Source organism: Achromobacter colocynthidis (assembly GCF_057334535.1).
In genome coordinates this window covers 804,855-827,647 of the sequence record NZ_JBHFIZ010000037.1, presented here as the reverse complement: position 1 = coordinate 827,647, position 22,793 = coordinate 804,855, and the positions used below count along the sequence as shown (strand labels likewise).

21 protein-coding genes are annotated in these 22,793 nt (G+C 65.9%); 7 read left to right on the top strand and 14 right to left on the bottom strand.

All coding sequences use genetic code 11. The features are described from left to right. Window positions 1-29: 29 nt before the first annotated feature. Both htpG and ACE04A_RS23445 read left to right on the top strand, forming a co-directional pair. Window positions 30-1,928 (top strand): molecular chaperone HtpG, encoded by a 1,899-nt coding sequence (htpG, locus tag ACE04A_RS23450; RefSeq protein ID WP_485820566.1) that lies wholly within the window; start codon window positions 30-32, stop codon window positions 1,926-1,928. A 159-nt stretch (window positions 1,929-2,087) separates the two neighbouring features. Beyond that, complete coding sequence (locus tag ACE04A_RS23445) at window positions 2,088-2,345, top strand: helix-turn-helix domain-containing protein (protein WP_448716642.1); 258 nt, start codon at window positions 2,088-2,090, stop codon at window positions 2,343-2,345. Here ACE04A_RS23445 and ACE04A_RS23440 read toward each other — a convergent pair. The 5 genes from ACE04A_RS23440 to ACE04A_RS23420 form a co-directional block, all read right to left on the bottom strand. Next, window positions 2,340-4,460 carry an acetate--CoA ligase family protein gene (locus ACE04A_RS23440; RefSeq protein ID WP_485820565.1) on the bottom strand — a complete coding sequence of 707 codons (2,121 nt, stop codon included), beginning with the start codon at window positions 4,458-4,460 and terminating at the stop codon, window positions 2,340-2,342. The genes ACE04A_RS23445 and ACE04A_RS23440 overlap by 6 nt on opposite strands. Window positions 4,461-4,479: 19 nt before the next feature. Further along, entirely contained in the window at window positions 4,480-5,475 is a 996-nt protein-coding gene (locus tag ACE04A_RS23435) for an acrylyl-CoA reductase family protein (protein ID WP_485820564.1), read from the bottom strand. Between the two features lie 19 nt (window positions 5,476-5,494). Further along, the gene (locus ACE04A_RS23430; RefSeq protein ID WP_485820563.1) at window positions 5,495-6,658 is read right to left on the bottom strand and encodes an acyl-CoA dehydrogenase family protein; all 1,164 of its coding nucleotides are present in this window, start codon (window positions 6,656-6,658) and stop codon (window positions 5,495-5,497) included. 89 nt (window positions 6,659-6,747) lie between these two features. Next, complete coding sequence (locus ACE04A_RS23425; RefSeq protein WP_448716635.1) at window positions 6,748-7,731, bottom strand: Bug family tripartite tricarboxylate transporter substrate binding protein; 984 nt, start codon at window positions 7,729-7,731, stop codon at window positions 6,748-6,750. 66 nt (window positions 7,732-7,797) lie between these two features. Further along, window positions 7,798-8,964, bottom strand: a complete 1,167-nt coding sequence (locus ACE04A_RS23420) for an acyl-CoA dehydrogenase family protein (RefSeq protein ID WP_448716634.1) — start codon at window positions 8,962-8,964, stop codon at window positions 7,798-7,800. Between the two features lie 267 nt (window positions 8,965-9,231). Between ACE04A_RS23420 and ACE04A_RS23415 the strand changes: the two genes are divergently transcribed. The 3 genes from ACE04A_RS23415 (at window position 9,232) to ACE04A_RS23405 (ending at window position 12,159) form a co-directional block, all read left to right on the top strand. Beyond that, window positions 9,232-10,029: an IclR family transcriptional regulator gene (locus ACE04A_RS23415; protein WP_448716632.1), complete on the top strand. Its 798-nt coding sequence runs from the start codon at window positions 9,232-9,234 to the stop codon at window positions 10,027-10,029. After that, window positions 10,019-10,834, top strand: a complete 816-nt coding sequence (locus tag ACE04A_RS23410; protein ID WP_448716631.1) for an IclR family transcriptional regulator — start codon at window positions 10,019-10,021, stop codon at window positions 10,832-10,834. The genes ACE04A_RS23415 and ACE04A_RS23410 overlap by 11 nt, the downstream gene beginning before the upstream one ends. Window positions 10,835-10,959: 125 nt before the next feature. Continuing rightward, a complete protein-coding gene (locus tag ACE04A_RS23405) occupies window positions 10,960-12,159 on the top strand; it encodes an MFS transporter (protein WP_448716630.1) in 1,200 nt (399 codons plus the stop codon). Window positions 12,160-12,231: 72 nt separating this feature from the next. Here ACE04A_RS23405 and ACE04A_RS23400 read toward each other — a convergent pair whose 3' ends face one another. From ACE04A_RS23400 to ACE04A_RS23385, 4 genes are all read right to left on the bottom strand, one after another. Next, entirely contained in the window at window positions 12,232-13,542 is a 1,311-nt protein-coding gene (locus tag ACE04A_RS23400; RefSeq protein ID WP_448716629.1) for an MFS transporter, read from the bottom strand. 144 nt (window positions 13,543-13,686) lie between these two features. Further along, window positions 13,687-14,835, bottom strand: coding sequence for a galactonate dehydratase (dgoD, locus tag ACE04A_RS23395; RefSeq protein WP_050445685.1), 1,149 nt, complete (start codon window positions 14,833-14,835; stop codon window positions 13,687-13,689). Continuing rightward, complete coding sequence (locus ACE04A_RS23390; protein ID WP_448716628.1) at window positions 14,832-15,485, bottom strand: 2-dehydro-3-deoxy-6-phosphogalactonate aldolase; 654 nt, start codon at window positions 15,483-15,485, stop codon at window positions 14,832-14,834. The genes dgoD and ACE04A_RS23390 overlap by 4 nt, the downstream gene beginning before the upstream one ends. A 9-nt stretch (window positions 15,486-15,494) precedes the next feature. Beyond that, the gene (locus ACE04A_RS23385) at window positions 15,495-16,721 is read right to left on the bottom strand and encodes a 2-dehydro-3-deoxygalactonokinase (protein ID WP_448716626.1); all 1,227 of its coding nucleotides are present in this window, start codon (window positions 16,719-16,721) and stop codon (window positions 15,495-15,497) included. A gap of 329 nt (window positions 16,722-17,050) precedes the next feature. On the opposite strand from ACE04A_RS23385, the gene ACE04A_RS23380 reads away from it, so the two are divergent. Further along, entirely contained in the window at window positions 17,051-17,869 is an 819-nt protein-coding gene (locus ACE04A_RS23380; protein ID WP_427968533.1) for an IclR family transcriptional regulator, read from the top strand. A gap of 315 nt (window positions 17,870-18,184) precedes the next feature. On the opposite strand, the gene ACE04A_RS23375 is transcribed toward ACE04A_RS23380, so the two are convergent. From ACE04A_RS23375 to ACE04A_RS23360, 4 genes are all read right to left on the bottom strand, one after another. Next, window positions 18,185-18,805 (bottom strand): glutathione S-transferase family protein, encoded by a 621-nt coding sequence (locus ACE04A_RS23375; protein WP_448716624.1) that lies wholly within the window; start codon window positions 18,803-18,805, stop codon window positions 18,185-18,187. 19 nt (window positions 18,806-18,824) lie between these two features. Continuing rightward, window positions 18,825-19,403 (bottom strand): 1,6-anhydro-N-acetylmuramyl-L-alanine amidase AmpD, encoded by a 579-nt coding sequence (gene ampD, locus ACE04A_RS23370; protein ID WP_448716759.1) that lies wholly within the window; start codon window positions 19,401-19,403, stop codon window positions 18,825-18,827. 133 nt (window positions 19,404-19,536) lie between these two features. Then, window positions 19,537-19,797 carry a PP0621 family protein gene (locus ACE04A_RS23365; RefSeq protein WP_391437892.1) on the bottom strand — a complete coding sequence of 87 codons (261 nt, stop codon included), beginning with the start codon at window positions 19,795-19,797 and terminating at the stop codon, window positions 19,537-19,539. 1 nt (window position 19,798) lies between these two features. Then, a complete protein-coding gene (locus ACE04A_RS23360) occupies window positions 19,799-20,641 on the bottom strand; it encodes a cytochrome C assembly family protein (protein WP_167400967.1) in 843 nt (280 codons plus the stop codon). 106 nt (window positions 20,642-20,747) lie between these two features. On the opposite strand from ACE04A_RS23360, the gene ffh reads away from it, so the two are divergent. Further along, window positions 20,748-22,154, top strand: a complete 1,407-nt coding sequence (gene ffh / locus ACE04A_RS23355) for a signal recognition particle protein (RefSeq protein ID WP_050445692.1) — start codon at window positions 20,748-20,750, stop codon at window positions 22,152-22,154. Between the two features lie 169 nt (window positions 22,155-22,323). Here the strand turns inward: ffh and lysM are convergent, their stop codons facing one another. Beyond that, entirely contained in the window at window positions 22,324-22,770 is a 447-nt protein-coding gene (lysM, locus tag ACE04A_RS23350) for a peptidoglycan-binding protein LysM (RefSeq protein ID WP_259250570.1), read from the bottom strand. Window positions 22,771-22,793: the final 23 nt, after the last annotated feature.

Sequence of the window (22,793 nt, the reverse complement as noted above, 5' to 3'; positions counted from 1 at the left end):
TCCCTAATTTTTTTACTTCACGTAGAACCATGAGCCAAACCGCCACGTCTTCCACGTCCGAAACCCTGGGGTTCCAGGCCGAGGTGAAGCAACTGCTGCACCTGATGATCCATTCGCTGTACAGCAACAAGGAAATTTTCCTGCGCGAGCTGGTGTCGAACGCATCGGACGCCTGCGACAAGCTGCGCTTTGAAGCCATTGACCAGCCCGACTTGCTGGAAGGCAATGGCGAGCTTGCCATCACGGTCAGCTACGACAAGGCCGCGCGCACCATCACCATCTCGGACAACGGGATTGGCCTGTCGCGCGAAGAAGCCGTGGCCAACCTGGGCACGATCGCGCGTTCCGGCACGCGGGAATTCTTTTCCCAGTTGACGGGCGACAAGCAGAAAGACGCGCAACTGATCGGCCAATTCGGCGTGGGCTTTTACTCGTCGTTCATCGTGGCGGACAAGGTCACGGTGGTCAGCCGCCGCGCCGGCAGCACGGACGCGATCCAGTGGGAATCCGACGGCCAGGGCGAGTTCACGATTGGCGCCGCTGACAAGGCCACGCGCGGCACCGACGTCACGCTGCACCTGCGTGCCGACGAAGACGACTTCCTGAACGGCTGGAAGCTGCGTGAAGTTCTGCGCCGCTATTCCGACCATATTTCCTTGCCGATCCGCATGGCCAAGGAAGAGTGGGATCAGGAAAAGGGCGAGCAGGTCAAGACCGACGAACTGGAAACGGTGAATCAGGCCAATGCGCTGTGGGCCCGCAGCAAGTCGGAAGTTACCGAAGAGCAGTACCGCGAGTTCTACAAGACGGTGTCGCACGACTACGACGACCCGTTGGCCTGGACGCACAACCGCGTGGAAGGCCGCAGCGAATACACGCAACTGCTGTACGTGCCCAAGCACGCGCCCATGGACATGTGGGACCGCGACGGCCGCCACGGCGTGAAGCTGTACGTGAAGCGTGTCTTCATCATGGACGACGCCGATCAGTTGCTGCCGTCGTACCTGCGCTTTGTGCGCGGCGTGATCGATTCCGCCGACCTGCCCTTGAACGTGTCGCGCGAAATCCTGCAAGAAAGCCGCGACGTGCGTGCCATTCGCGAAGGCTCGGCCAAGCGCATTCTGTCGCTGCTGGAAGACCTGGCTGAGAACAAGCCGGAAGACTACGCCACGTTCTGGACGGAATTCGGCCAGGTGCTGAAGGAAGGCGCGGGTGAAGATTCCGCCAACCTGGAACGCATTGCCAAGCTGATGCGCTTTGCGTCCACGCAGTCGGGCGACCAGGCGCAGACGGTGTCGTTTGCCGACTACGTGTCGCGCATGAAGGAAGGCCAGGACAAGATTTACTACGTCACGGCCGCCACCTTCGCCGCCGCCAGCAACAGCCCGCATCTGGAGATCTTCCGCAAGAAGGGCATCGAAGTGCTGCTGCTGTCTGACCGCGTTGACGAATGGATGCTGTCGTACCTGCGCGAATTCGATGGCAAGTCGCTGGTGTCGGTGGCCAAGGGCGGCCTGGACCTGGCCGAGCTGGCCGACGAAGAAGAAAAGAAGCATCAGGCCGAAGTGGCTGAAGACTTCAAGCCGCTGGTCGAGCGCCTGCAAAAGACGCTGGAAGAGCAGGTCAAGGAAGTGCGCGTGACGCTGCGCCTGGTGGATTCGCCGGCGTGCGTGGTGGTGGGCCAGAACGAACTCAGCCCGCACCTGCTGCGCATGCTGAAGGCCGCGGGCCAGGAAGCGCCGAACGTGAAGCCGGTGCTGGAAATCAACCCGGAACACCCGCTGCTGGCACGCATTCGTGCGGCTGAAGATGGTGAATTTGATCAGTGGGCGAGGCTGCTGCTGGATCAGGCCCTGCTGGCTGAAGGCGCGCAAATTGCCGACCCGGCCGCGTTTGTGAAGCGCTTGAATGCGTTGCTGCTGAAGTAAGCGGCGGGGTAGTGGGATGAGAGGGCGCCTGAACTTAAGGCGCCCTCTTTTTCATTGCGCGACGCAGCGGGGGTAATGAATATTCCCGATCGGTAATATTTCTGCCGGAATGCGACTTTTTGCGCGGAATATTCCCGATCGGTAATTTTGGAGGTCTTCATGTCTTTCCAGCACGCACCGCCCAAGTCGCCGGTGATCATTCAAACCTCGGCGGACGTCGGCAAGCTGGTGAGAACGCTGCGACGCGAGCAAGGCTTGCTTCAATTGGATCTGGCCGGCTTGTGCAATACAGGCATCCGCTTCGTGGGCGACCTTGAGCGTGGCAAGCCCACGCTGCAATTGCAGAAGGTGTTGAACATGCTGGATCTGCTTGGGCTGGAAGTGCAAGTCGTGCCCAAGCGCCCAAGATTGTCATGACCGCCCAGCGCTGGGAATAAGCACCGCATCCAAAGCCAGCACCCCCTGCCCATCCGGCAGCGCCAACAACGGGTTGATCTCCACGGAACTGAAATCTTCCCGGCGCGCATCCGCGAAACGCGACAGCGCCACCAAGGCATTTGCCAACGCATTGATGTCGCAAGGCGGTGCGCCGCGTGCGCCTTGCAGGAGCGCGTAGCCCTTGATTTCACGGATCATCGACAGGGCCTGGGCGCGGTCGAAGGGCGCCAGGCGGAAGCTGACGTCTTTCAGCACTTCGACGAAGACGCCGCCCAGGCCGAACATGACGACGGGGCCGAAGACCGGGTCGCTGTGCATGCCCACGATGCACTCCACGCCTTTGGGCGCCATGGGCGCGACCAGCACGCCGTCGATGCGCGCCGTGGGGCAGTGCGTGCGCACGCTGTCCAGGATGGCGGCGTGGCCGTGGCGCACGGCGTCTTCGCCCGACAGGTTCAGCTTCACGCCGCCGACATCGCTTTTGTGCAGGATGTCGGGCGACACCACTTTCAAGACCCCGGGGCCGGTCGCGCGCATGGCGGCGGCCACGGCGGCGTCGGCGTCGGTGGCGAGCGTGCAGTCAGGCACGGGCAGGCCGGCTTGGCGCAGAACGTCCATCGCTTGCACTTCGTTGTAGGTGTCGCGCAGCGGCGCGGTGTTTGCCGCAACTGGCGGCATGGAGGTGTGGGTGGAGGCATCCGATGCGGCCCCCGCTAACCCCGCCACCGCGCCTATCGTCCGTATCGCGGCGCTGGGGTCTTCGAACACCAGCGTGCCCAAGCGTTCAAGCTCGCGGCGGCGCTCAGGCGGGAACAGCGCGCAGAAGGCCAGTGGCACGTCGGGGTGGCGGGCGCGCATCTCGCGGGCAAAGGTTTCGAAGGTGGGCCACAACGTTTCCGAGGACCCGGCGGCCGCCAGGAAGACCGCCAGCGCATCGTAGCGGCCGTCGGCCAGCATGTCGTCGGCGGTGGCCAGCAGCAGGCCGGGTTCGGACACCACCTGGCCGGTGACGTCGACCGGGTTGCGCGGGCCGGCGAAGGGCACGCGTTCCAGCAGCCGGGCCTGCGCGGCCGAGTCGGGTTCGGGTAGCGACAGGCCGGCTTCCTCGGCCTCGTCCGCCATCAAGGCGCCAACGCCGCCGGATATCGTGAAGATGCCCAGGCGCTTGCCTTGGGGGCGTTGCTGCCAGGTGTCCAGCGCATAGCCCAGGTTGAAGAAGTCTTCGATGCTGCGGGCGCGCAGCGCGCCGTATTGGCGAAACAGCGCGTCGTAGACGGCGTCATCGCCCGCCAGCGCGGCGGTGTGTGACGCGGCGGCCTGCGCGCCGGCCTGGGTGCGGCCGATCTTGGTGACGACCACGGGCTTGCCGGCGTCGCGCGCGGCGGCCAGTGCACCGCGCAGCTTGGCGCCGTCGCGGCAGCCTTCCATGTAGGCCATGATGACCCGCGTGTCGGCGTCATGCGCCAGCCAGTTGATGCAGTCGGCCACGTCGATGTCGGCTTCGTTGCCGGTGCTGATCCAGTGCGACAGGCCGAGTCCGCGTTCGCGCGCCATGCAATAGGCATAGGCGCCGAACGCGCCGCTTTGCGACACCATGCCGATGCCGCCCAGCGCCACGGCGCCGTTGGCGGGCGCGGGCGAGAACGTAGCGTAGACCTTGTGGCGCACGTTCATGTAGCCCAGGCAGTTGGGCCCCAACAGGCGGATGCCGCGCTCGCGCGCGATGGCGCATAGCGCCTCTTGCATGGCGACGCCTTCCGCGCCCGTTTCCGAAAAGCCTGACGTGAATACGACCGCGCCGCCAACCTGACCAGGGCGCGCGCTTTGTAGCGCCAGGGCGGCATGCGCAGCGGGCACGGCCAGGATGACCAGGTCCACGTCGGTATCCAGCGCGGCCAGGTCGGGCGCGGCAGGCAAGCCCTGGATGCTATCGGCGCGCGGATTGATGGGCAGGATGCGGCCGTCGTAACCATGCTGACGCAGCAGGCTGACCGGCATGGCGCCGATCTTGCCGGGGGTGGCGGACGCGCCCACGATGGCGATGCTGCGCGGGGTGAACAGGCGGGACAGGGTGGGGTCGGAATGCGTAGTCATGATTTGCGGGCGAGTAGGTTCAGGAAAAGCGCACGACGCTGCGGCCGGTGCTGCCGCGTTCGAGCATGGCGGCCAGCGCTTGCTGCAAGTCATGGGGGGTGATGACGCGCGCGGCAAGGTCCAGGCGCTGCGGGCGGTAGTCGGAGGCCAGCCGTTGCCATAGCGCGCGGCGCAGCGGCATGGGGCTGTTGGCGTTGATGCCCAGCAGCTTCACGCCGCGCAAGATGAAGGGGATGACGGACGTGGGCAGCTCCGCGCCGCCCGCGTTGCCAAACGCGGCCACCACGCCGTCGGGGCGCCCGCTGGCCCGCGCGTGGGCCAGCAAGGGGCCGCCCACGGAATCGATGACGCCGGCCCAGCGCGCGCTCATCAAGGGTTTGATGGGGGCGGACAGGTCGGGCGGGGCCATGACCTCGGCGGCGCCGAGCGACCGCAGATAGTCGGCGGCATCGGGCTTGCCGGACATGGCGCAGACGCGATACCCGCGTTGGCTGAGGATGTCGATGGCAATGCCCGCCACGCCGCCGGTGGCGCCGGTGACCAGCACTTCGCCTTGGTCAGGCGCCAGGCCGCAGTGTTCCATCCAGTGCAGGGACAGCGCGGCGGTGAACCCGGCGGCGCCCAGCACGGCGGCGTTGCGCAGCGTGATGCCGGCGGGCAAGGGCAGCACCCAGTCATGCGGCACGCGCGCGTATTCCGCATAGCCGCCGTCGCAGTCCACGCCGATGCCAAAGCCATGCACGACGACTTCCTGACCGGGAGCAAGCGCGGGGTCGGTGGAGTGCACCACGGTGCCGCTCAGGTCGATGCCGCCGATGCGGGGGTACTGGCGCACGACGTTGCCGCGTCCGGCCTGCGCCAGCGCGTCCTTGTAGTTCAGGCCGGCGTAGGCGACCTTGATCAGCGTATCGCCGGGGGACAAGTCATCTTCCGACAAGGTGTCGAAGCGTCCTTGCGGGGGCGCGCCGGCGGCGCCGCCATGCAGTCGGTAGGCCTGGAAGGTGGGGATGGGCATGCGGGTCTCCTGGGATGGGTCAGCCGCGCGCCAAGAGGCGGCGCGCAAGGCTGGCGCGGTGCAGTTCGTTGGCGCCGTCGTAGATGCGGAAGGGGCGCATTTCTTGCCAGATCATTGCCACGGGGGTGTCGTCGGACAGGCCCGATGCGCCCATCATTTGCACGGCGCGGTCGGCCACGCGGTTGACGGCTTCGGATACGAATACCTTGGTCATGGCGCTGTGCTGCTTGACGGACAAGCCCGCGTCCATGCGGCCCGCGCAATCCAGCGTCATCAAGCGGCTGGCGTGCAGGTCGATGTGTGAATCGGCGACCATGGCTTGAATCTGCTGAAGGTCGGCCAGGCGCGATCCAAAAGACTCGCGCGTGTTGACGTAGGCTTGAGCGGTTTCCAGGGCGCGGCGGGCGCGGCCGATGTAGCGCATGCAGTGCGACAGGCGCGCGGGCTCCAGCCGCAGTTGCGCGTATTCCAGGCCACGGCCGGGTTCGCCCAGCACGGCGTCGTCGCCGACCTCGCAGCCGTCCAATTCAATTTCCGCATGGCCGCCGATCTGGTAGCCGGTGACCATGCCGATGTCGCGCAACACGCGGTAGCCCGGCGTGTCGGCGGGCACGACGAAGAGCGTGGCGCCGGCATCGGCCTGCGCCAGCACCAGCGCAAAGTCCGCGCCGACGCCGCCGCTGATGAATTGCTTGTGCCCGTTCAACACCCAGCCTTGGCCGCGCCGGGTTGCGCGGGTGCGCAGCATGGACGGGTCGGACCCCGCGCCCGGCGCGGGTTCGGTCATGGCGAAGCAGGCGCGCTGTTCCGCGCGGATCAGGGGCAGCAGAAAGCGCTCGCGTTGGGCGGGGGTGCCCAGCCGCAGCAATGTCAGCATGTTGGGCTGGTCGGGCGCGGCGCAGTTCAAGGCGGCCGGCCCCAGAAAGCCGCGACCGGCCGCTTCCAGCACTTGCGCCAGCGCGCCCCCCCCCAGGCCCAGCCCGCCAAGTTCCACGGGCAGTTGCGGCGCGTACAGGCCGGCGTCCCGGGCTTGCACGCGCAAGCGCGCTACACATGCGTCCAGGGCCGCCACGTCGCGGGCGATGGCGGGGGATTCCTCGGGGATGGCGATGTCATCGACAAAGCGGCGAACCCGTTCGCACAGGTCTTCGATGGCGGCGTCGCCGATGGGCTGGGCGGGCATGGCGGTCCCTTTGTAAAGGCTGGCTTGTGAAGGCTTGCGGTCAGGGCTTGCTTGAAGCGACTTGAATGCAGAGGCTTAAATGCGGACGCTTACTGGATGCGGGTGCCGGTGGACTTCACCAGCTTGCTCCACCACAAGGTCTCGTCCGCGATCTGCTTGGCGAATTCGGCGGGCGTGTTGACCAGCGGCTCGGCGCCCAATTCCTGGAAGCGGGCGCGCAACACGGGGTCTTGCAATGCCTTGGCCACGGCGGCGTGCAAGCGGTCCACCACGGCGGGCGGCGTGTTGGCGGGCGACATCAGCCCTTTCCACGCCATAACCTCAAAACCCGGCATGCCCGCTTCGCTGAAGGTGGGGATGTCTGGCGAGGCGGTCGCGCGCGCATCGCTGGGCACGGCCAGCGCGCGCAGGTTGCCCGCTTTCACTTGCGGCAGCAGCGCGGGCATGTTGTCGATCATGAAATCGATATGGCCGGCGACCAGGTCGGTGATGGCGGGGCCGCTGCCTTTGTAGGGCACGTGTTCGGCTTGCAGCCCGGCCTTCTGTTTGAGCAGTTCGCCGGCCAGTTGCGCGGGCGAGCCATTGCCGGGCGAACCGAACGACAGCTTGCCGGGGTTATTGCGCGCGTACGTCAGGAATTCCGCCAGCGTTTTCACGGGCATGGACTTGGTCACCACCATCAGGTTGTGTTCGCGTTCCAGGCAGGTGATGGCGGTCAGGTCCCGGGCGGGGTCGAACGGCATGTTGGCGTACAGGCTGGGGTTGATGACGGTGGGGCCGGCCGCCGCCAGCAGCAGCGTGTAGCCGTCCGGCGCGGCGCGCGCCACGAAGTCCCCGCCGATATTGCCGCCGGCGCCCGGCTTGTTTTCCACGATGACCGGCTGGCCCAGGATGGGGTGCAGCGCTTCGGCCAGCAGGCGGCCAAGTATGTCGGTGGATCCGCCGGGGGCGAACGGCACGATCAGCCGGATCGGCTTGTCGGGATACGCGGCGGCGGCCTGGGGCGGCAGCGCCGCGCAGGTGAGTGCGGCGGCGATGGCGCCGATCCATTTCGGCAGGTGCTTGTGCAGCATGAGAGTCTCCTTGGGTTGATGGGCCGCGGGCTTCTGTTGGCTGCGGTCCCGGGATAGCGCCCTGGCCTAGCGGCCGGGCGTGTAACCGGCCTGCGCCAGCGTGTGGCGGGCGATGGTCAGTTGATGAATCTGGCTGGTGCCTTCGTACAGGCGGAACAGGCGCACGTCGCGATAAAACCGTTCAATGCCCTGGTCGGCGATGTAACCGTAGCCGCCGTGCATCTGCACGCAGCGGTCCGCCACACGGCCGCACATTTCCGACGCGAAGTACTTGCAGATCGACGCGTTCATGGTTACGTCGCGGCCCTCGTCGCGTTCGCGCGCGGTTTGCAGCACCAGCGCCAGCGCGGCCTGGATGTCGGTCTGGCAATCGGCCAGCATCGCCTGGATCAGTTGGAAGTCCATCAGCGGCTTGCCGAACTGCTGGCGTTCGGCCACAAAGCGCAGCGTGTCGTCCAGCATGCGGATAGCGGGGCCGATGCACAGCGCGGCCAGATGAATGCGCTGCTTGTTCAGCACTTTCATGGCCGTCTTGAAGCCCATGCCTTCCTGGCCGCCGATCAGGTTGGCGGCGGGCACGCGGCAATCTTCAAAGTAGACGGCGGACACGGGCGACCCGGCCTGGCCCATCTTGTCGTAGGGCTGGCCGGTGGACAAACCCGGCGTGCCGCGTTCCACGATGAAAGCGGATATGCCCTTGGCGCCGGGCGCGTCGGGGTCGGTGCGCGCCATGACGGTGAACAGGCCGGCAAGCGGGGCGTTGGTGATGAAGCACTTTTCGCCATTCAGCACATAGCTGTCGCCGTCGCGCACGGCGGTCGTGCGCAGGGCGGTGGCGTCCGACCCGGCTTGCGGCTCGGTCAGCGCGAAGCAGCCGGTCAATTCACCCGACGCCAGCCGGGGCAGGTAGTGGTCTTTCTGCTGCGCGGTGCCGTCGGCCACCAGGGCTTCGGAACCGATGCCGGTGTTGGTGCCCACGCGCGCCCGAAACGCCACGGAACATTGCGACAGCTCAATCGCCGCGCGGATCAGTTCTTCGGTGCTCATGCCCGCGCCGCCATAGGCTTCCGGGATGGAATAGCCGAACATGCCTTGGTCGGCCATGGCCCGCACCAGGTCGTCGGGCACTGCATCCAGGCGCGCCACTTCGGCTTCGCGCGGAACCAGTTGCTGGCGGACGAAGCGCCGCAGCGATTCGATGAAGGCGGGAAAGCCGTCAGGGTCCCTGATCATGGGTTGTCTCCGATTTTCTAATTGGCTGGCCTGGCGGGCGGACGAATCCGCGCCGGACAACATGGAACCCAGGCTAGCAAAGCAAAGCGAAATGCGAGACAAGTGTTTTGATATCTTGAACGCCTATTGCTCGATATGGGCCGCGCTTGCTCTATCATCGGCATCAACATTCCACGCTTTTTCGCTTTTATTGCGCGCCTTTCATTTCTCGCCTTTCACGTTCCGCCTGTCACTATTCAGCGCGGAATCTCCACCCGGATTGCGACCATGACCACGCCCCTGGGCGGCCGCCACCCCGACCCTGATTTCGCCACCACGCTGGCTCACGGCCTGGCCGTGTTGCAGACCTTTCGCCATGGCGAACCCGCGCTCAGCAACCGCGAGCTGGCTGAGCGCACCGGCCTGTCCAAAGCCACGATTTCGCGGCTGACGTATACGCTGGTCCAGCGTGGCCTGTTGCGCTATGACGCCAGCCTGCGCCGCTACCGGCTGGGCACGGCGCTGTTGTCGCTGAGCTATCCCTTGCTGGCCAGCATCAAGCTGCGGCAGTTGGCGCGCCCGCTGATGACGAGGCTGGCGAACGCGGCGGGCGGGTCGGCGTCGCTGGGCATGCATCACGGCACGCACATGGTGTACGTGGAAACGTGCCGGGGCCATGACGCCGTGGCGTTCCGGCCCGACATCGGCGCCATGCTGCCGCTGCTGCCCTCGGCGATGGGCCGGGCGTGGCTGGCGCAGGCGGATGACGATGAGGCAGAAGCGCTGTTGCAGGCGCTGCGACTGCAAGATCCCGCCGCCTGGCAACGGCATGCGCCGGGGTGGGAGCAGGCGCGCCGCGACTATGCCGCGCATGGCTACTGCGTGGCCGAAGGCGAATGGCATGCCGACGTGCATGCCGTGGCGGTGCCGATGCGCAGCCGGGTGGACGGGCAGGTGTTCGTGTTCAATTGCGGCGTGCCCGCGCGGCGGCTGCGACCGGGCGATTTGCGCCGACGCATCGCGCCGCGTCTGATGACCTTGGTGACGCGGGTGGAAAAAATGCTGGAGCGCCAGGATGCCGCTTGAACTTGACCATGACGCCGCCCGGGGTCCCCAGCCCAACCCCACCCCCGACCGCGACTTTGCCACCACCTTGGCGCACGGCATCGATATCCTGGCGTGCTTTCGGGCGGACCGTCCGGAGCTGGCCAACAAGGACTTCGCGCAGCAGACCGGCCTGTCCAAAAGCGCGGTGGCGCGCCTGACGCATACCTTGGTCGAACTGGGTTTCTTGCAGCGCCTGGGGTCGCCCGCCCGCTATCGGCTGGGCGCGTCGGTGCTGGCGCTGAGCTACCCCTTGCTGGCCAGCATGCAGATCCGCCAGTTGGCGCGGCCGCTGATGAAGCAGTTGGCCGATCATGCGCGCGGCGCGGTGTCGCTGGTGGTGCGCGACCGCTTGCAGATGGTCTATGTGGAAACCGCCAGGTCAAACGACGCCTTGCAGACCCGGCCCGACATCGGCGCGGCCTTGCCCTTGCTGTCCAGCGCGGCGGGCAAGGCCTGGCTGTGCCGGGTGCCGGATGCCGAGCGGGCGGTGGTGCTGAACCAGTTGCGGGTGGCCGACGCGCGCCATTACGCCGAGCACTTCCCCAGCCTGGCGGCGGCATCGCGCGACCTGGAACGCAAGGGATATTGCGGCAACAACGTGCAGTGGCGCCCAGACGCCTATGGCTTTGCCGCGCCCTTGTGGCGGCCTTATCAGTCGCTGCTGTACGTCTTTAACTGCGGCGTACCGTCTGGGGACGGACCCTACCGCGAGCGGGCGGCGGACATCGGCCCCCGATTGGTCGCCCTGGCGCGTGAAACGGAACGCTTGCTGGGTCTGACGTAGCGCCCGTGCTTGGGGGCGATTCGTGACTTGAAGTCAAAAGTGTTTGCCCGCCAGACGGCTTTTTCCGCAAGGATCGCGCGGTCATACTGCACGCCTGTCTTTCCGACGTGCTCCAAGGAATCCGCATGAACCCGCAAGATAATCCGCCGGTGAAGTCCGGCTTGCCGCTGTTGGCGCTCGCCGTCGGTGCGTTCGGCATCGGCGTGACCGAGTTTTCTCCCATGGGCCTGTTGCCCGTTATTGCCGAGGGCGTGAACGTCTCCATTCCCAGCGCCGGCATGTTGATCAGCGCCTACGCCATCGGCGTGATGCTTGGCGCGCCGCTGATGACGCTGGCGTTTTCGCGCTGGTCGCGGCGCAAGGCGCTGATTCTGTTGATGTTGATCTTCACCATCGGCAACGTGCTGTCGGCGCTGTCGCCCAACTACACCACGCTGTTGCTGGCGCGGCTGGTTACCAGCCTGAATCACGGCGCGTTCTTTGGTCTGGGCTCGCTGGTGGCGGCCAGCGTGGTGCCGCGCCACAAGCAGGCAAGCGCGGTGGCAACCATGTTCATGGGCTTGACCATCGCCAACGTGGGCGGCGTGCCCGCCGCCACGTGGCTGGGGCAGGTGATCGGCTGGCGCATGTCGTTTTTCGCCACCGCCGTGCTGGGCTTGATTGCGATGTTGTCGCTGTGGTTCGCCCTGCCTGCTGGCGAAGCCGGACGCCGCCCGGATGTACGCCATGAACTGGCCGTGCTGAAAAGCCCCGTCGTGCTGCTGGCGCTGTTGACCACGGTGCTGGGCGCGGGCGCGATGTTCACGCTGTACACCTACATTGCACCCACGCTGGCCGACATTACCGGCGCATCGCCCGCCTTCATTACCGGCATGCTGGTGCTGATCGGCCTGGGCTTTACGTTGGGCAACGGCGTGGGTGGCCGCATGGCTGACCGCTCGCTGGACGGCACGCTGATTACGTTCCTGGTGATCGTCATCATCGACCTGCTGGCGTTCCCGTGGGTCGCTTCCACCCAGATCGGCGCGGCCATTTCCCTGTTGATCTTCGGCGTCGCCACCTTCGCCGTGGTGCCGCCCTTGCAGATGGGCGTGATGCGCGCCGCCACGGCGGCCCCCGGGCTGGCCTCGTCGGTGAATGTGGGCGCGTTCAACCTGGGCAACGCGGTCGGCGCGGCCGCTGGCGGCGCAGTGATCTCGGCCGGGTTGGGCTATGCGGCGGTACCCATCGCCGGCGCCGTCATCGCCGTGGCCGGGCTGGCGCTGGTGCTGGTGCAGCGGGCCGGCAACGTGCGCCGCCGCAAACTGGCGATGCAGGGCTGCTGAGGGGCGTTGACCATAGAGACGAAAAAGGCGCCAGACTTATCCGGCGCCTTTTGTCTCACCCACACACACCAATCACGCTTCTATCCGCTCCACCTTACCCACCAGCAGGATGTACGACAGTGCGCCCAGCAGTGCCAGCGACGACACGTACACGATGGCGGGGGCGAAGTTGTCTTTCGATACCAGGAAGCCGATCACGATGGGGGTGCAGATGGACGACAGGTTGCCCACGAAATTGAACACGCCGCCCGTCAGGCCCAAGAGCCGCACCGGCGCCAAGGTGGACACCAGTGACCAGGTGATTGACGCCAGGCCGTTGCCGAAGAAGGCCAGGGCCAAAAAGAAGATGACCCAGGGGGTGGAGTCGGTGAAGTTGGCGCCGATCATCGATGTGGAAATCAGCAGGCCCAGGATGATGGGCAGCTTGCGGGCCAGGCCCACGCTGGCGCCGCGCCGCACCAGGAAGTCGGACAGCACGCCGGAGCACAGCACGCCGACGAACGCGGCCAGGAAGGGCACGGACGCCAGGAAGCCCGACTTGATGAAGTCCATGCCTCGGTACTTCACCAGATAGGTCGGGAACCACGTCAGGAAGAACCACAGCGTGGACGTCAGGCAGAACTGGCCCAGGTACACGCCCCACAGCTTGCGCTTGGACATCACCAGGCCCAGGTCATTCCAGTTGAACGGCGCCTTCTTGGCGCGCGCGTTGCGGTCCAGGTCGACCACGCCGCCGCCTTGCTGGATCAGTTCGATCTCGGCGGCGTTGGCACCCTTGAACTGGCGCGGCTCGCGATAGATCAGGTACCACAGCACGCCCCAGACGATACCCAGCAAGCCGGTGCTGACAAACACCATGTGCCAGCCGTAATGGTGTTGCAACCAGGCCAGCACGGGTGTCAGGAAGGCCAGGCCCACGAACTGGCCCGACGTGTAGAAGCCGATGGCCGTGGCGCGTTCTTTTTCCGGAAACCAGGTGGTGACGACGCGATTGTTGATGGGGTAGGCGGGCGCTTCCAGCGCGCCCACCGCCAGCCGCAACACGAACAGGATGATGAAGCTGCTGGCAAAGCCCATGAAGAAGGTCGCGGCCGACCATAGGATCAGCGCGGTGGCATACAGCACGCGGGGCGATACGCGGTCCACCAGCCAGCCGCCGGGGATCTGCATGGCGGCGTAGGTCCAGCCGAAGGCGGACAGGATCAGCCCTTCATGCCAGGTGTCCAGCCCGAACTCGTCCTTGAGCGCGGGCGCGGCGATGGACAGGTTGCTGCGGTCCAGGTAGTTGATGACGACGGTGATAAACAACATCACCATGATGATGTAGCGGCTGCGCGTGGGGCGCTGGGTCTGTTGCAAGCCGGCGTGGGTGGCGGTCGACACGGATTGTCTCCTCGTGCGCCCTTCTAGGGGCGGGGGCCATCGGCTTGGATGCCGATGGGTTATCGATATGAAGAAGAAAAAGCGGCGCTCGTGACAGAAGCATGAGACGCCGCATGGCGGTCAGTCAGCGTGAACGGGCTGGCCTTACCACTCGGCGAAGCTGCCGTCGGCGTGGCGCCAGATCGGGTTGCGCCACCGGTGGCCCACGGCGGCGCGCTCCTTCACGTATTCCTCGTTGACCTCGATGCCCAGGCCCGGGCCTTGCGGAATGGCGACCATGCCGTCTTCGTACTTGAAGACTTCGCGGTTGCTGACGTAGTCCAGCAGGTCGTTGGCGGCGTTGTAGTGAATGCCCAGGCTTTGTTCCTGGATGAAGGCGTTGTAGCAACCAGCATCGATCTGCAGGCAGGTGGCCAGTGCGATAGGACCCAGCGGGCAATGCAGCGCCAGCGCCACGTCATACGCTTCGGCCATCGCGGCGATCTTGCGGGTTTCGGTGATGCCGCCCGCGTGCGACGGGTCGGGCTGGATGATGTCGACATAGCCTTCGGACAGCACGCGCTTGAAGTCCCAGCGCGAGAACAGGCGCTCGCCCAGCGCGATGGGGGTGGACGTCAGCGGCGCCAGTTCCTTCAGCGCTTCGTAGTGTTCGCTCAACACGGGCTCTTCGATGAACATCAGCTTGAACGGGTCCAGCTCTTTCATCAGAACCTTGGCCATGGGCTTGTGCACGCGGCCGTGGAAGTCCACGCCGATGCCCACGTTGGGGCCGACGGCCTGGCGCACGGCGGCCACGTTCTCCAGGCACTTATCCACCTTGTCGAACGAATCGATGTATTGCAGTTCTTCCGTGCCGTTCATCTTCACGGCGGTAAAGCCACGGTCCACGGCGCTCTTGGCGGCGGCGGCGGTATCGGCCGGGCGGTCGCCGCCAATCCACGAATACACCCGGATGCGATCGCGCACGTTGCCGCCCAACAATTGCGACACCGGCACGCCCAGGTGCTTGCCCTTGATGTCCCACAGCGCCTGGTCGATACCGGCGAGCGCGCTCATGTGGATGGCGCCGCCGCGATAGAAGCCGCCCCGGTACAGCACCGTCCAGTGGTCTTCGATGTTGCGCGGGTCTTTGCCGATCAGGTAGTCGGACAGTTCTTCAACGGCGGCGGCCACGGAATGCGCGCGGCCTTCCACGACGGGCTCGCCCCAGCCGACGATGCCTTCGTCCGTTTCGATTTTCAGGAAGCACCACCGGGGCGGCACGATGTAGGTGGTGAGCTTGGTGATCTTCATGCTTGGGTCTCCTGGGCGGAATAGGCGCGTTGCCAGGCGGCGACGAATGCGCGCGCGTTCTGGCCGACGTCGGTGGCCGTCAGGCCGGGTTTGTACAAGGCGGAGCCCAGGCCGAAGCCGCTGGCGCCCGCCTGGGCAAAAACGGAAAGGTTGTCGGGCGTGATGCCGCCTACCGGTACCAGCGCGATCGGCGGGCGCATCACGGCGCGCCAGGCCTTGAGCACGGCGGGGCCGAACTGCTCGGCGGGAAACATCTTCAGCACGTCGGCGCCGGCCGCTAGCGCGGCAAACGCCTCGGTGGGCGTGGCAACGCCGGGGCAGGACGCCATGCCCAACTTTTTCGCGGCGCGGATGACGGCGGCGTCGCTGTGCGGCATCACGATCAATTCGCCGCCCGCATCCTGCACGCGCGCGCAGTCGTCGGGGTTGAGCACGGTGCCGGCGCCGATCAGGCAGTCGGTGGGCAGCGCGGCGCGCATGGCGCGGATGCTGGCCAGCGGGTCCGGCGAATTCAGCGGCACTTCGATCAGGCGAAAGCCCGCCGCGTACAGGGCATTGCCGATGTCTTCCGCTTCGTGCGGCTGGATGCCGCGCAGGATGGCGATCAGCCCGCAATGGGCCATGGCGGTTTGCAGTCCGGTGTGGGTCATGTGGGGTTCCTAGACGGGTGCCGAAGTGGGGGTGTCGGTGTCGACCGGTTCTGCCTTGACCGGTCCGGCTTTGATCTGTCCGATCTTGACCAGCCCGGCGCAGACGGCCAGGTGCCATAAGCCGCGTTCGGTGGCGTTCTGAGCTTGCTCGGGCGTGCCCAGGCCGTAGTGCTGCATGGCCAGGATGTAGCGTTGGCACAGTGCGGGGTCGCCGCACAGCACGATGCGGGGCAGCTCGCCTTGCTCGCGCAGCATCTGGGCCAGCGCGGCAATTTCGTGGCCGATCAGCAGGCCTGACAGATAGTCGGCTTGCGAGGTCGAAGGCAGTTCACCGGTCAGGCCCAGCGCGCGCGTGCTGAAGATGGTGGACAACACGCCGGCGCGTCCGGCCGGCGCACCGGCCACTTTCACGCCGCGCATGAAGGCGCCGCTGTCGGCGGTGAGGTCGGCCTGCTTGATTGCCTGCTTTTCGGCTTGCTTGTCCGCTTGCTCGGCGGCGGCGGGCGCATCGCTCATCGTGCGGCCCAGGATGGTGTGGCCGCGCAGCGCGGCGTAGACCTCGCCGGTCATGAAGGTGTCGAAGTGCGTGACGCGGCCCTGGCGGGCGCTGACCCACTTGGAATGCGTGCCGGGCAGGCCGATCAGTACGGTGTCGGCGGGGGGGGCGATTGGATCTGGTTCTGACGTTGGGCCTGATGCGGGATCTGGCTTTGCATCCGGCTTAGCCTCTGGCGCTGCGTCCGGCTGCGCGGCCACGTCGCCCGCTTGGTCGAACAGCACGCCGAACACCTGTGTCTCTTCGCCGCGCATCACGTTGGGCAGGCCATGGCGCTGGATCAAGCCGGGCACGATGTGTACCGGCGTGGCGTTGGGGCCGGCGCCGGTACGTTGGACCACGGTCAGCAAGGTGCCGATGCGTTCCAGCTCGACGGGCACGTCCAGGTACGCCGCTTCCTGCCAGCCCTGGGCGCTGCCGACCATGCCGCAGGCGATGACGGGCAGCGTCGGCTCGGCGCGCAGCCAGTCGCCGCAGGCTTGTTCAAACGCCAGGTCGAAGCCGGACAGGGCGGTGCTGGCGGCGCCATCCTGCAAGGGCTGCGGCAGGCGCATGATGCCCCAGGGCAGATGGCGAGTGTCCAGCGTGCGGCCCGTGTCGTCCAGCCGGTACGCGCGTAGTGAAGAGGTGCCCCAATCCAGCGCGATAAGCGCCGCGCGGGCGGGTGTTGCGGGTGTCATCTGATGTGTCTCATCGTTGGCCGCCTTGCCCGACGTCGCTTGCCGGTGGCGCCGAGGTGGGCGCGGGCAAGGCATGCAATACGGGGCGCTGCGACCTTGTTGTCTTGATGCGCGCCGGGCCTTCATAACAGCCTGCGCGCGTTGGGAAAAAATTCTAGATCAGAGCTTGAAAAATCTCAAAATGTAGAATTAAATCCCATATACAGGGAATGTGACGTGACGCGATCGGGCAGCCGCCGGGGTGGAAATCCTGCCGCAACTCCGCCGCCTCCGCGCCCTGCGCCATCCCGGGTATGCTTGCCCCCGTTCTCGCTGTGTATTCACGTTTCATGACCACCACCCCGACTGCAACTCCCACCCCCACGCTGGACCCCGACGCCGTCGCGCCTGCCGGTACGCAAACCTTGATGCGCGGCCTGGCAGTGGTGCAGGCGGTGGCGGCTGGTGCGCGTGACCTGAAAGACATCTGCGCCCGCATCGGCGTGGCGCGCAGCACCACGCACCGGCTGGCCAGTTGCCTGGTGCAAGAACGCTATCTGCGGGCCTTGCCGGGCGTGGGGTATGTGCTGGGGCCGAAGCTGATCGAGCTGGGTTTCCAGGCGCGCGAAGCATTTCCCATGGCGACCCTGGCGCGCCCCTATCTGGATGCGCTGGCCGCACAAACGGGCGACACCATCCATCTGGCCGTGCGTGACAACGACGACGTGCTGTACCTGGAAAAGATCTCGGGCAAGAAAGGGCTAGAGATGCGGTCGCGCGTGGGGCATCGCATGCCGCTTGCCGCCACGGGCGTGGGCAAGGCGCTGCTGCTGGATACCGAAGAACCGCAATGGAAGGCGCTGCATCGCATCGGCGCGCCGGTATCGTCGCGCGCGCCGGGCGGCCAGCAGACCTGGGAAGCGTTTCGCGACCGCATGCGCGAATACGCGGCGCAAGGCTATGCGTTTGACCTGGAAGACAACGAGCCGTCGATCCGCTGCGTGGCGGCGCCCGTGCGCGACGCCTCAAGCGGCATCGTGGCCGCGATCAGCGTGTCCAGCACGGTGCCGTACATGTCTTTGGAACGCATGCGCGACATGATCCCGGTGGTGCAGGACGCGGCGGCGGGCATCTCGGCGGAAATGGGCTGGAAGGTCGACCGCGGCTGAGCCAGCGCAGTGCGTAGGATGGGTGTAGCGCGCAAGGTCGCGCGCAAGAACGCAAACGCGGATCGCGCGAAACCCATCAAACAATGGCTGATCCTAAGCGGAGCCTGCCACAACGCATGGTGCTAAGCGGAACCAGCCACAACGCCATGGTCCTAAGCGGAACCCGCCACATCGCCTGATCCTAAGCGGAACCAGCCACAACGCCTCTGTCGCTTGATGGGTTTAGCGCGATCCGCAGCGGTGTTCTTCACACCGATCTCTCGCGCTACACCCATCCTACATTTCTCTATTCCCGCGCACGATCATTCGGGCGCGCTATTCCAGCGGAAGCGTCAGCACGCCTTGTGGGGCGGGGCGCATCATCACGCGGCGGTACCAGGCGGATAGCGCGGGGGTGTCGGGGCGTTCAATGGGCAGGGCCAGCCAGCGGTGCGCCGCGCAGACAAGCGCGATGTCGCCCATGGTCAGATGGCGGCCGGCGATGAATTCGCGGCCTTGCAAGGCTTGGTCCAGGATCAGGGCGCGCGCGTTGGCACGCTTGACCGAGCTCTCGATGGCGGCGTGGTCGCGCTTGTCTTCGGGCGTGCGGATCAGGCCCAGGAAGGCCGGGCCCATCGCGCCTTGCCATTCGGTGGCCTGCCAGTCCATCCAGCGGTCGGCGTCGGCGCGCAGGCAGGCGTCTTCGGGCCAGAGCGTGCCCACGCCGTAGCGCGAGGCCAGGTAGCGCACGATGGCGTTCGATTCCCACAGCACGAAGCCGCCATCGTCGATGACAGGCACGGTGCGGTTCGGGTTGAGCTTGGCGAATTCCGGCGTGTCGTTCACGCCGAACGGCCCGCCTGCCTGCACGAAGGTGTGCGGCAGCGCCAGTTCGCGCACGGCCAGCATCACTTTCTGCACGTTGACGGACGTCAGGCGTCCCCAGATCTTCAACATAACCAGTCCTTGAGTAGTGTCAGACGGGCGGCAACTGCCGCCGCGCAAAGCCGCTGTCGCGCGAAAAGCGCGTCCAGTTGAAAGCCGGCCCGGGGTCGGTCTTGCGTCCCGGGGCAATGTGTTCGTGGCCCCAGGCCGCGGCCAAGGGGTAGCGCGCGCGCAGCACCGGCGTCAGCTTGCGCATCGCCAGGTATTGCTCGTCGGCGTAGGGCAGGGTGTCCGTGCCTTCCAGTTCGATGCCAATGGAAAAGTCGTTGCAGCGTTCGCGCTCGCCAAAGCGCGACACCCCGGCGTGCCAGGCGCGTTGGTCGGTGGACACGAACTGAATGATGCGCCCATCGCGGCGAATAAAGAAGTGGGCCGATACGCGCAAGCCGCGCAGGCGTTCCAGCCAGGGGTGCGAAGCGTAGTCAAGTGTGTTCAGGAACAGCCCGGCAACTTCGGGGCCGCCAAACTTGCCCGGGGGCAGGCTGATGTTGTGCAGCACCAGCAGCGAGACCTGCGCGTCTTTGGGACGCGCGTCGCGGTTGGGCGAGGGCAGCAGGGTTACACCCGGGGCCGGCGCCAGCCAGCCATGTCGATCCAGAAGCAGAGCCATAAGAGAGAACATGCGTGGTGAATCCAACGGGCATTATGCCGTGGTCGCCTCCGCCTCCCAAATCTGCGCTTTTTCCCAAGGGGCCGCGCGTAAAACGCAGCCGTTGGCGCCATCGCTGCCGCCTGCGCGCCGCTTATTTCCTGGCCGGGCCCAGCTTGGAATGCTCGGTGCTGCACCAGGTGTGGCCGTTCAGCAGCACGGCTTCGGACCGGGGCAGGTGGATGCCGCAGTGCGCGCATCGCACCATGGATTCCGGCGCGTGCTTGGCCGGGGCCGGCTGGCTGCGGCCCTTGGGCTGCTCGCCCACCTGGCGCGCCGCCGCCATGCGGGCGGCGATGCGGGCAACGAACAGCACCGCGATGATCAAAACGATCCAGAACAACAACTTGCCCACGTCAGCCTCGATGCAGAATCATTTCCAGCACGAACCGGCTGCCGGTGTACGCCAGAATCAAAAAACCAAAACCCGTCAACGTCCAGCGCAGCGCCACGCGCCCGCGCCAGCCCCACACGTGGCGGCCAGCGAGCAGCACGCCGAACGTCAGCCAGGACAACAGGGTGAAGACGGTCTTGTGGTCAAACGGCAAGATTTTGCCCGTCAGCTTCATGGACGCCACCGACCCCGAGCCCACCGCCAAGGTCAGCACGATGAAACCGATCCAGATAATACGGAACAGCAGTTGTTCCTGCACCAGCAACGGCGGCTGGGAGTCCAGCACGCGGCCGATGATGCTGCGTTCGGCGGGGGCGTCCAGCGGGCGGTGCAGATGGCGGTCAAGCAAAGCCATCATCATGGCGTGCAGCGCGGCGATGGTGATCAGGCCATAGGCGGCCAGGGCGATCAGCAGGTGCACGCGCAGCCAGGCGTTGTCGGCGTGGGGCACGAACTGCCCCTGGGGAAACACGGCGGCCAGGGCGCTGGCGATGGCGGCGGCGGGCAACAGCAGCAATTGCAGGCCGTCGATGCGTACCAGCAGGCTTTCCAGCCAGAACACCACCATGCCCAGCCAGATGGCCGCGGACAGGGCCAGTGCCCACCCAATGAACAGATGCTGGGCGCCCAGCATGGATTGTTGCAGCCCGATTCCATGCAGGACCAAGGCCCCCAGCAGGCACAGACGGCCGATTTTGCCCGTCCGTTCGACTTCCCCGGCGCCGGCCAGGCGGGCCCAGAGAGACCCCCCTAGCACTGCGTACGCCAAGGCAGCCGCTGTGTGAAATACAATGCCTAGTGACATAAAAACCGTTGTCTGGATGGGGCCTTGGGGTGCGTGCCACCCGAAAGCGCAGAATCCGCGCCTGCGGCCACCGTTCAATCAACTAGTTTAAGCGGAAACGCCTCTCATGCTCGATAACCTAACTCAACGCCTTTCGCGTGTCGTCAAGACGCTGCGCGGTGAAGCCCGCCTGACCGAGGCCAACACCCAGGAGATGCTGCGCGAAGTGCGCATGGCGCTGCTGGAAGCCGACGTGGCGCTGCCCGTCGTGCGTGAATTTGTCGCCCGCGTGAAGGAAAAAGCGCTGGGTGAAGAAGTGGCCGCCAGCCTCAGCCCGGGCCAAGCCCTGGTCGGCGTCGTCCACAAGGAACTGACCGCCCTGATGGGCGGCGACCTGGGCGCTGATTCCAACGAACTGTCGCTGGCGGTGCAGCCGCCCGCCGTCATCCTGATGGCCGGCCTGCAAGGCGCGGGTAAAACCACCACCACCGGCAAGCTGGCGCGCTGGCTGTCCGAAGGGCAGCACACGCAGCACGGCCGCAAGACCGGCAAGAAGAAAGTGCTGGTGGTGTCCGCCGACGTCTATCGCCCCGCCGCTATCGACCAGCTGAAAAGCGTGGCCGCGCAGGTCGGCGTGGACTTCCTGCCGTCCGACCCCAGCCAGAAACCCGAAGACATCGCGCGCGGCGCGGTGGACCATGCGCGCCGTCACCACTACGACGTGCTGATCCTGGACACGGCCGGCCGCCTTGGCATCGATGAAGCCATGATGCGCGAAATCCGCGCATTGCATGATCTGGTCAAGCCGGTGGAAACGCTGTTCGTGGTGGACGCCATGCAGGGCCAGGACGCGGTCAACACCGCGCGCGCCTTCGCGGACGCGCTGCCCCTGACCGGTGTGGTGCTGACCAAGCTGGACGGCGACGCCCGTGGCGGCGCGGCCCTGTCGGTGCGCCACGTCACTGGCAAACCGCTGAAGTTTGTCGGTGTGTCCGAAAAGCTGGACGGCCTGGAACCTTTCTACCCCGACCGCATGGCGCAACGGGTGCTGGGCATGGGCGACATCGTGTCGCTGGTCGAGCAGGCGCAGAAGAACATCGACATCGCCGATGCGCAAAAGCTGGCGGCGAAGATCAAGTCGGGCAACAAGTTCGACCTCAACGATTTCCGCGAACAGCTTGGTCAGGTGAAAAAGCTGGGCGACATGGGTTCGCTGCTTGAAAAGCTGCCGGCTCAGTTCCAGCAGGCCGCGGGCCAGTTGCAAGGCGGCCAGGCCGAAAAGCAATTGCGCCGCACGGAAGGCATCCTGAATTCCATGACGGCCGCCGAACGCGCCAAGCCTGAGCTGATCAAGGCATCCCGCAAGCGCCGCATCGCCACGGGCTCCGGCGTGCCGGTCCAAGAGGTCAACCGCCTGCTGGCTCAGTTCGAGCAGATGCAGGGGATGATGAAGCAGATGAAGAAGGGCGGCATGGCAAAGATGATGCGCGCCATGGGCGGCATGAAGGGTTTGGGCCGCTTCGGCATGAAGTAAGGCCCCCACGGTGCGCGCACTACGTGCGCTTCCTGCCCCCTAGGGCTAGCTAAAAAAATGGCCAGACATTGCGTCTGGCCAAGCAATCGCGGCAGGCAGGGGGCGCCGTGCCGCGACACAATCCGGAAAACGCATGGGTGTTCTCCGGCTTGTCGAGTTCAATGAGCGCTTACGCCACCGGCGGAATGCGCAGCACCTGGCCCGGGTAGATTTTGTCCGGGCTCGTCAGCATCGGCTTGTTGGCTTCGAAGATCAGCGTGTTCTTCGCGCCCTGGCCCTTGCCGTACTGCGCTTCGGCAATCTTCCACAGGTTGTCGCCCTTTTGCACCGTGTACATCTTGGCTTCAGGCGTGGCCTGCTTCACCTTCAATTGGTTGTCCACCGCCGCCACGCCCACGGTGTTGCCTAGCGCCAGCGAGATCTTCTCGGCGTCTTCCGTGCTGAGCGCCTCGCCCGCCACCGTGACCTTGTCGCCATCCACCGAGATTTGCAGGCCATCCGCGTTCAGGCCGTGCTTATCCAACTCTTTCTTCAACTCGTCCGCTGTCGCGGCCTTGGCCTCGCTGGCGCCGAAGAGCTTTTCGCCTACATCCTTGATGAAATTGAGCAGACCCATAGTGTTTCCTTTATCTATGTTGC

Coding starts and splice junctions, on each gene's coding strand:
- htpG (WP_485820566.1), top strand. CDS start 30: ATGAGCCAAACCGCCACGTCTTCCACGTCCGAAACCCTGGGGTTCCAG.
- ACE04A_RS23445 (WP_448716642.1), top strand. CDS start 2,088: ATGTCTTTCCAGCACGCACCGCCCAAGTCGCCGGTGATCATTCAAACC.
- ACE04A_RS23440 (WP_485820565.1), bottom strand. CDS start 4,460: ATGACTACGCATTCCGACCCCACCCTGTCCCGCCTGTTCACCCCGCGC.
- ACE04A_RS23435 (WP_485820564.1), bottom strand. CDS start 5,475: ATGCCCATCCCCACCTTCCAGGCCTACCGACTGCATGGCGGCGCCGCC.
- ACE04A_RS23430 (WP_485820563.1), bottom strand. CDS start 6,658: ATGCCCGCCCAGCCCATCGGCGACGCCGCCATCGAAGACCTGTGCGAA.
- ACE04A_RS23425 (WP_448716635.1), bottom strand. CDS start 7,731: ATGCTGCACAAGCACCTGCCGAAATGGATCGGCGCCATCGCCGCCGCA.
- ACE04A_RS23420 (WP_448716634.1), bottom strand. CDS start 8,964: ATGATCAGGGACCCTGACGGCTTTCCCGCCTTCATCGAATCGCTGCGG.
- ACE04A_RS23415 (WP_448716632.1), top strand. CDS start 9,232: ATGACCACGCCCCTGGGCGGCCGCCACCCCGACCCTGATTTCGCCACC.
- ACE04A_RS23410 (WP_448716631.1), top strand. CDS start 10,019: ATGCCGCTTGAACTTGACCATGACGCCGCCCGGGGTCCCCAGCCCAAC.
- ACE04A_RS23405 (WP_448716630.1), top strand. CDS start 10,960: ATGAACCCGCAAGATAATCCGCCGGTGAAGTCCGGCTTGCCGCTGTTG.
- dgoD (WP_050445685.1), bottom strand. CDS start 14,835: ATGAAGATCACCAAGCTCACCACCTACATCGTGCCGCCCCGGTGGTGC.
- ACE04A_RS23390 (WP_448716628.1), bottom strand. CDS start 15,485: ATGACCCACACCGGACTGCAAACCGCCATGGCCCATTGCGGGCTGATC.
- ACE04A_RS23385 (WP_448716626.1), bottom strand. CDS start 16,721: ATGACACCCGCAACACCCGCCCGCGCGGCGCTTATCGCGCTGGATTGG.
- ACE04A_RS23380 (WP_427968533.1), top strand. CDS start 17,051: ATGACCACCACCCCGACTGCAACTCCCACCCCCACGCTGGACCCCGAC.
- ACE04A_RS23375 (WP_448716624.1), bottom strand. CDS start 18,805: ATGTTGAAGATCTGGGGACGCCTGACGTCCGTCAACGTGCAGAAAGTG.
- ampD (WP_448716759.1), bottom strand. CDS start 19,403: ATGGCTCTGCTTCTGGATCGACATGGCTGGCTGGCGCCGGCCCCGGGT.
- ACE04A_RS23360 (WP_167400967.1), bottom strand. CDS start 20,641: ATGTCACTAGGCATTGTATTTCACACAGCGGCTGCCTTGGCGTACGCA.
- ffh (WP_050445692.1), top strand. CDS start 20,748: ATGCTCGATAACCTAACTCAACGCCTTTCGCGTGTCGTCAAGACGCTG.
- lysM (WP_259250570.1), bottom strand. CDS start 22,770: ATGGGTCTGCTCAATTTCATCAAGGATGTAGGCGAAAAGCTCTTCGGC.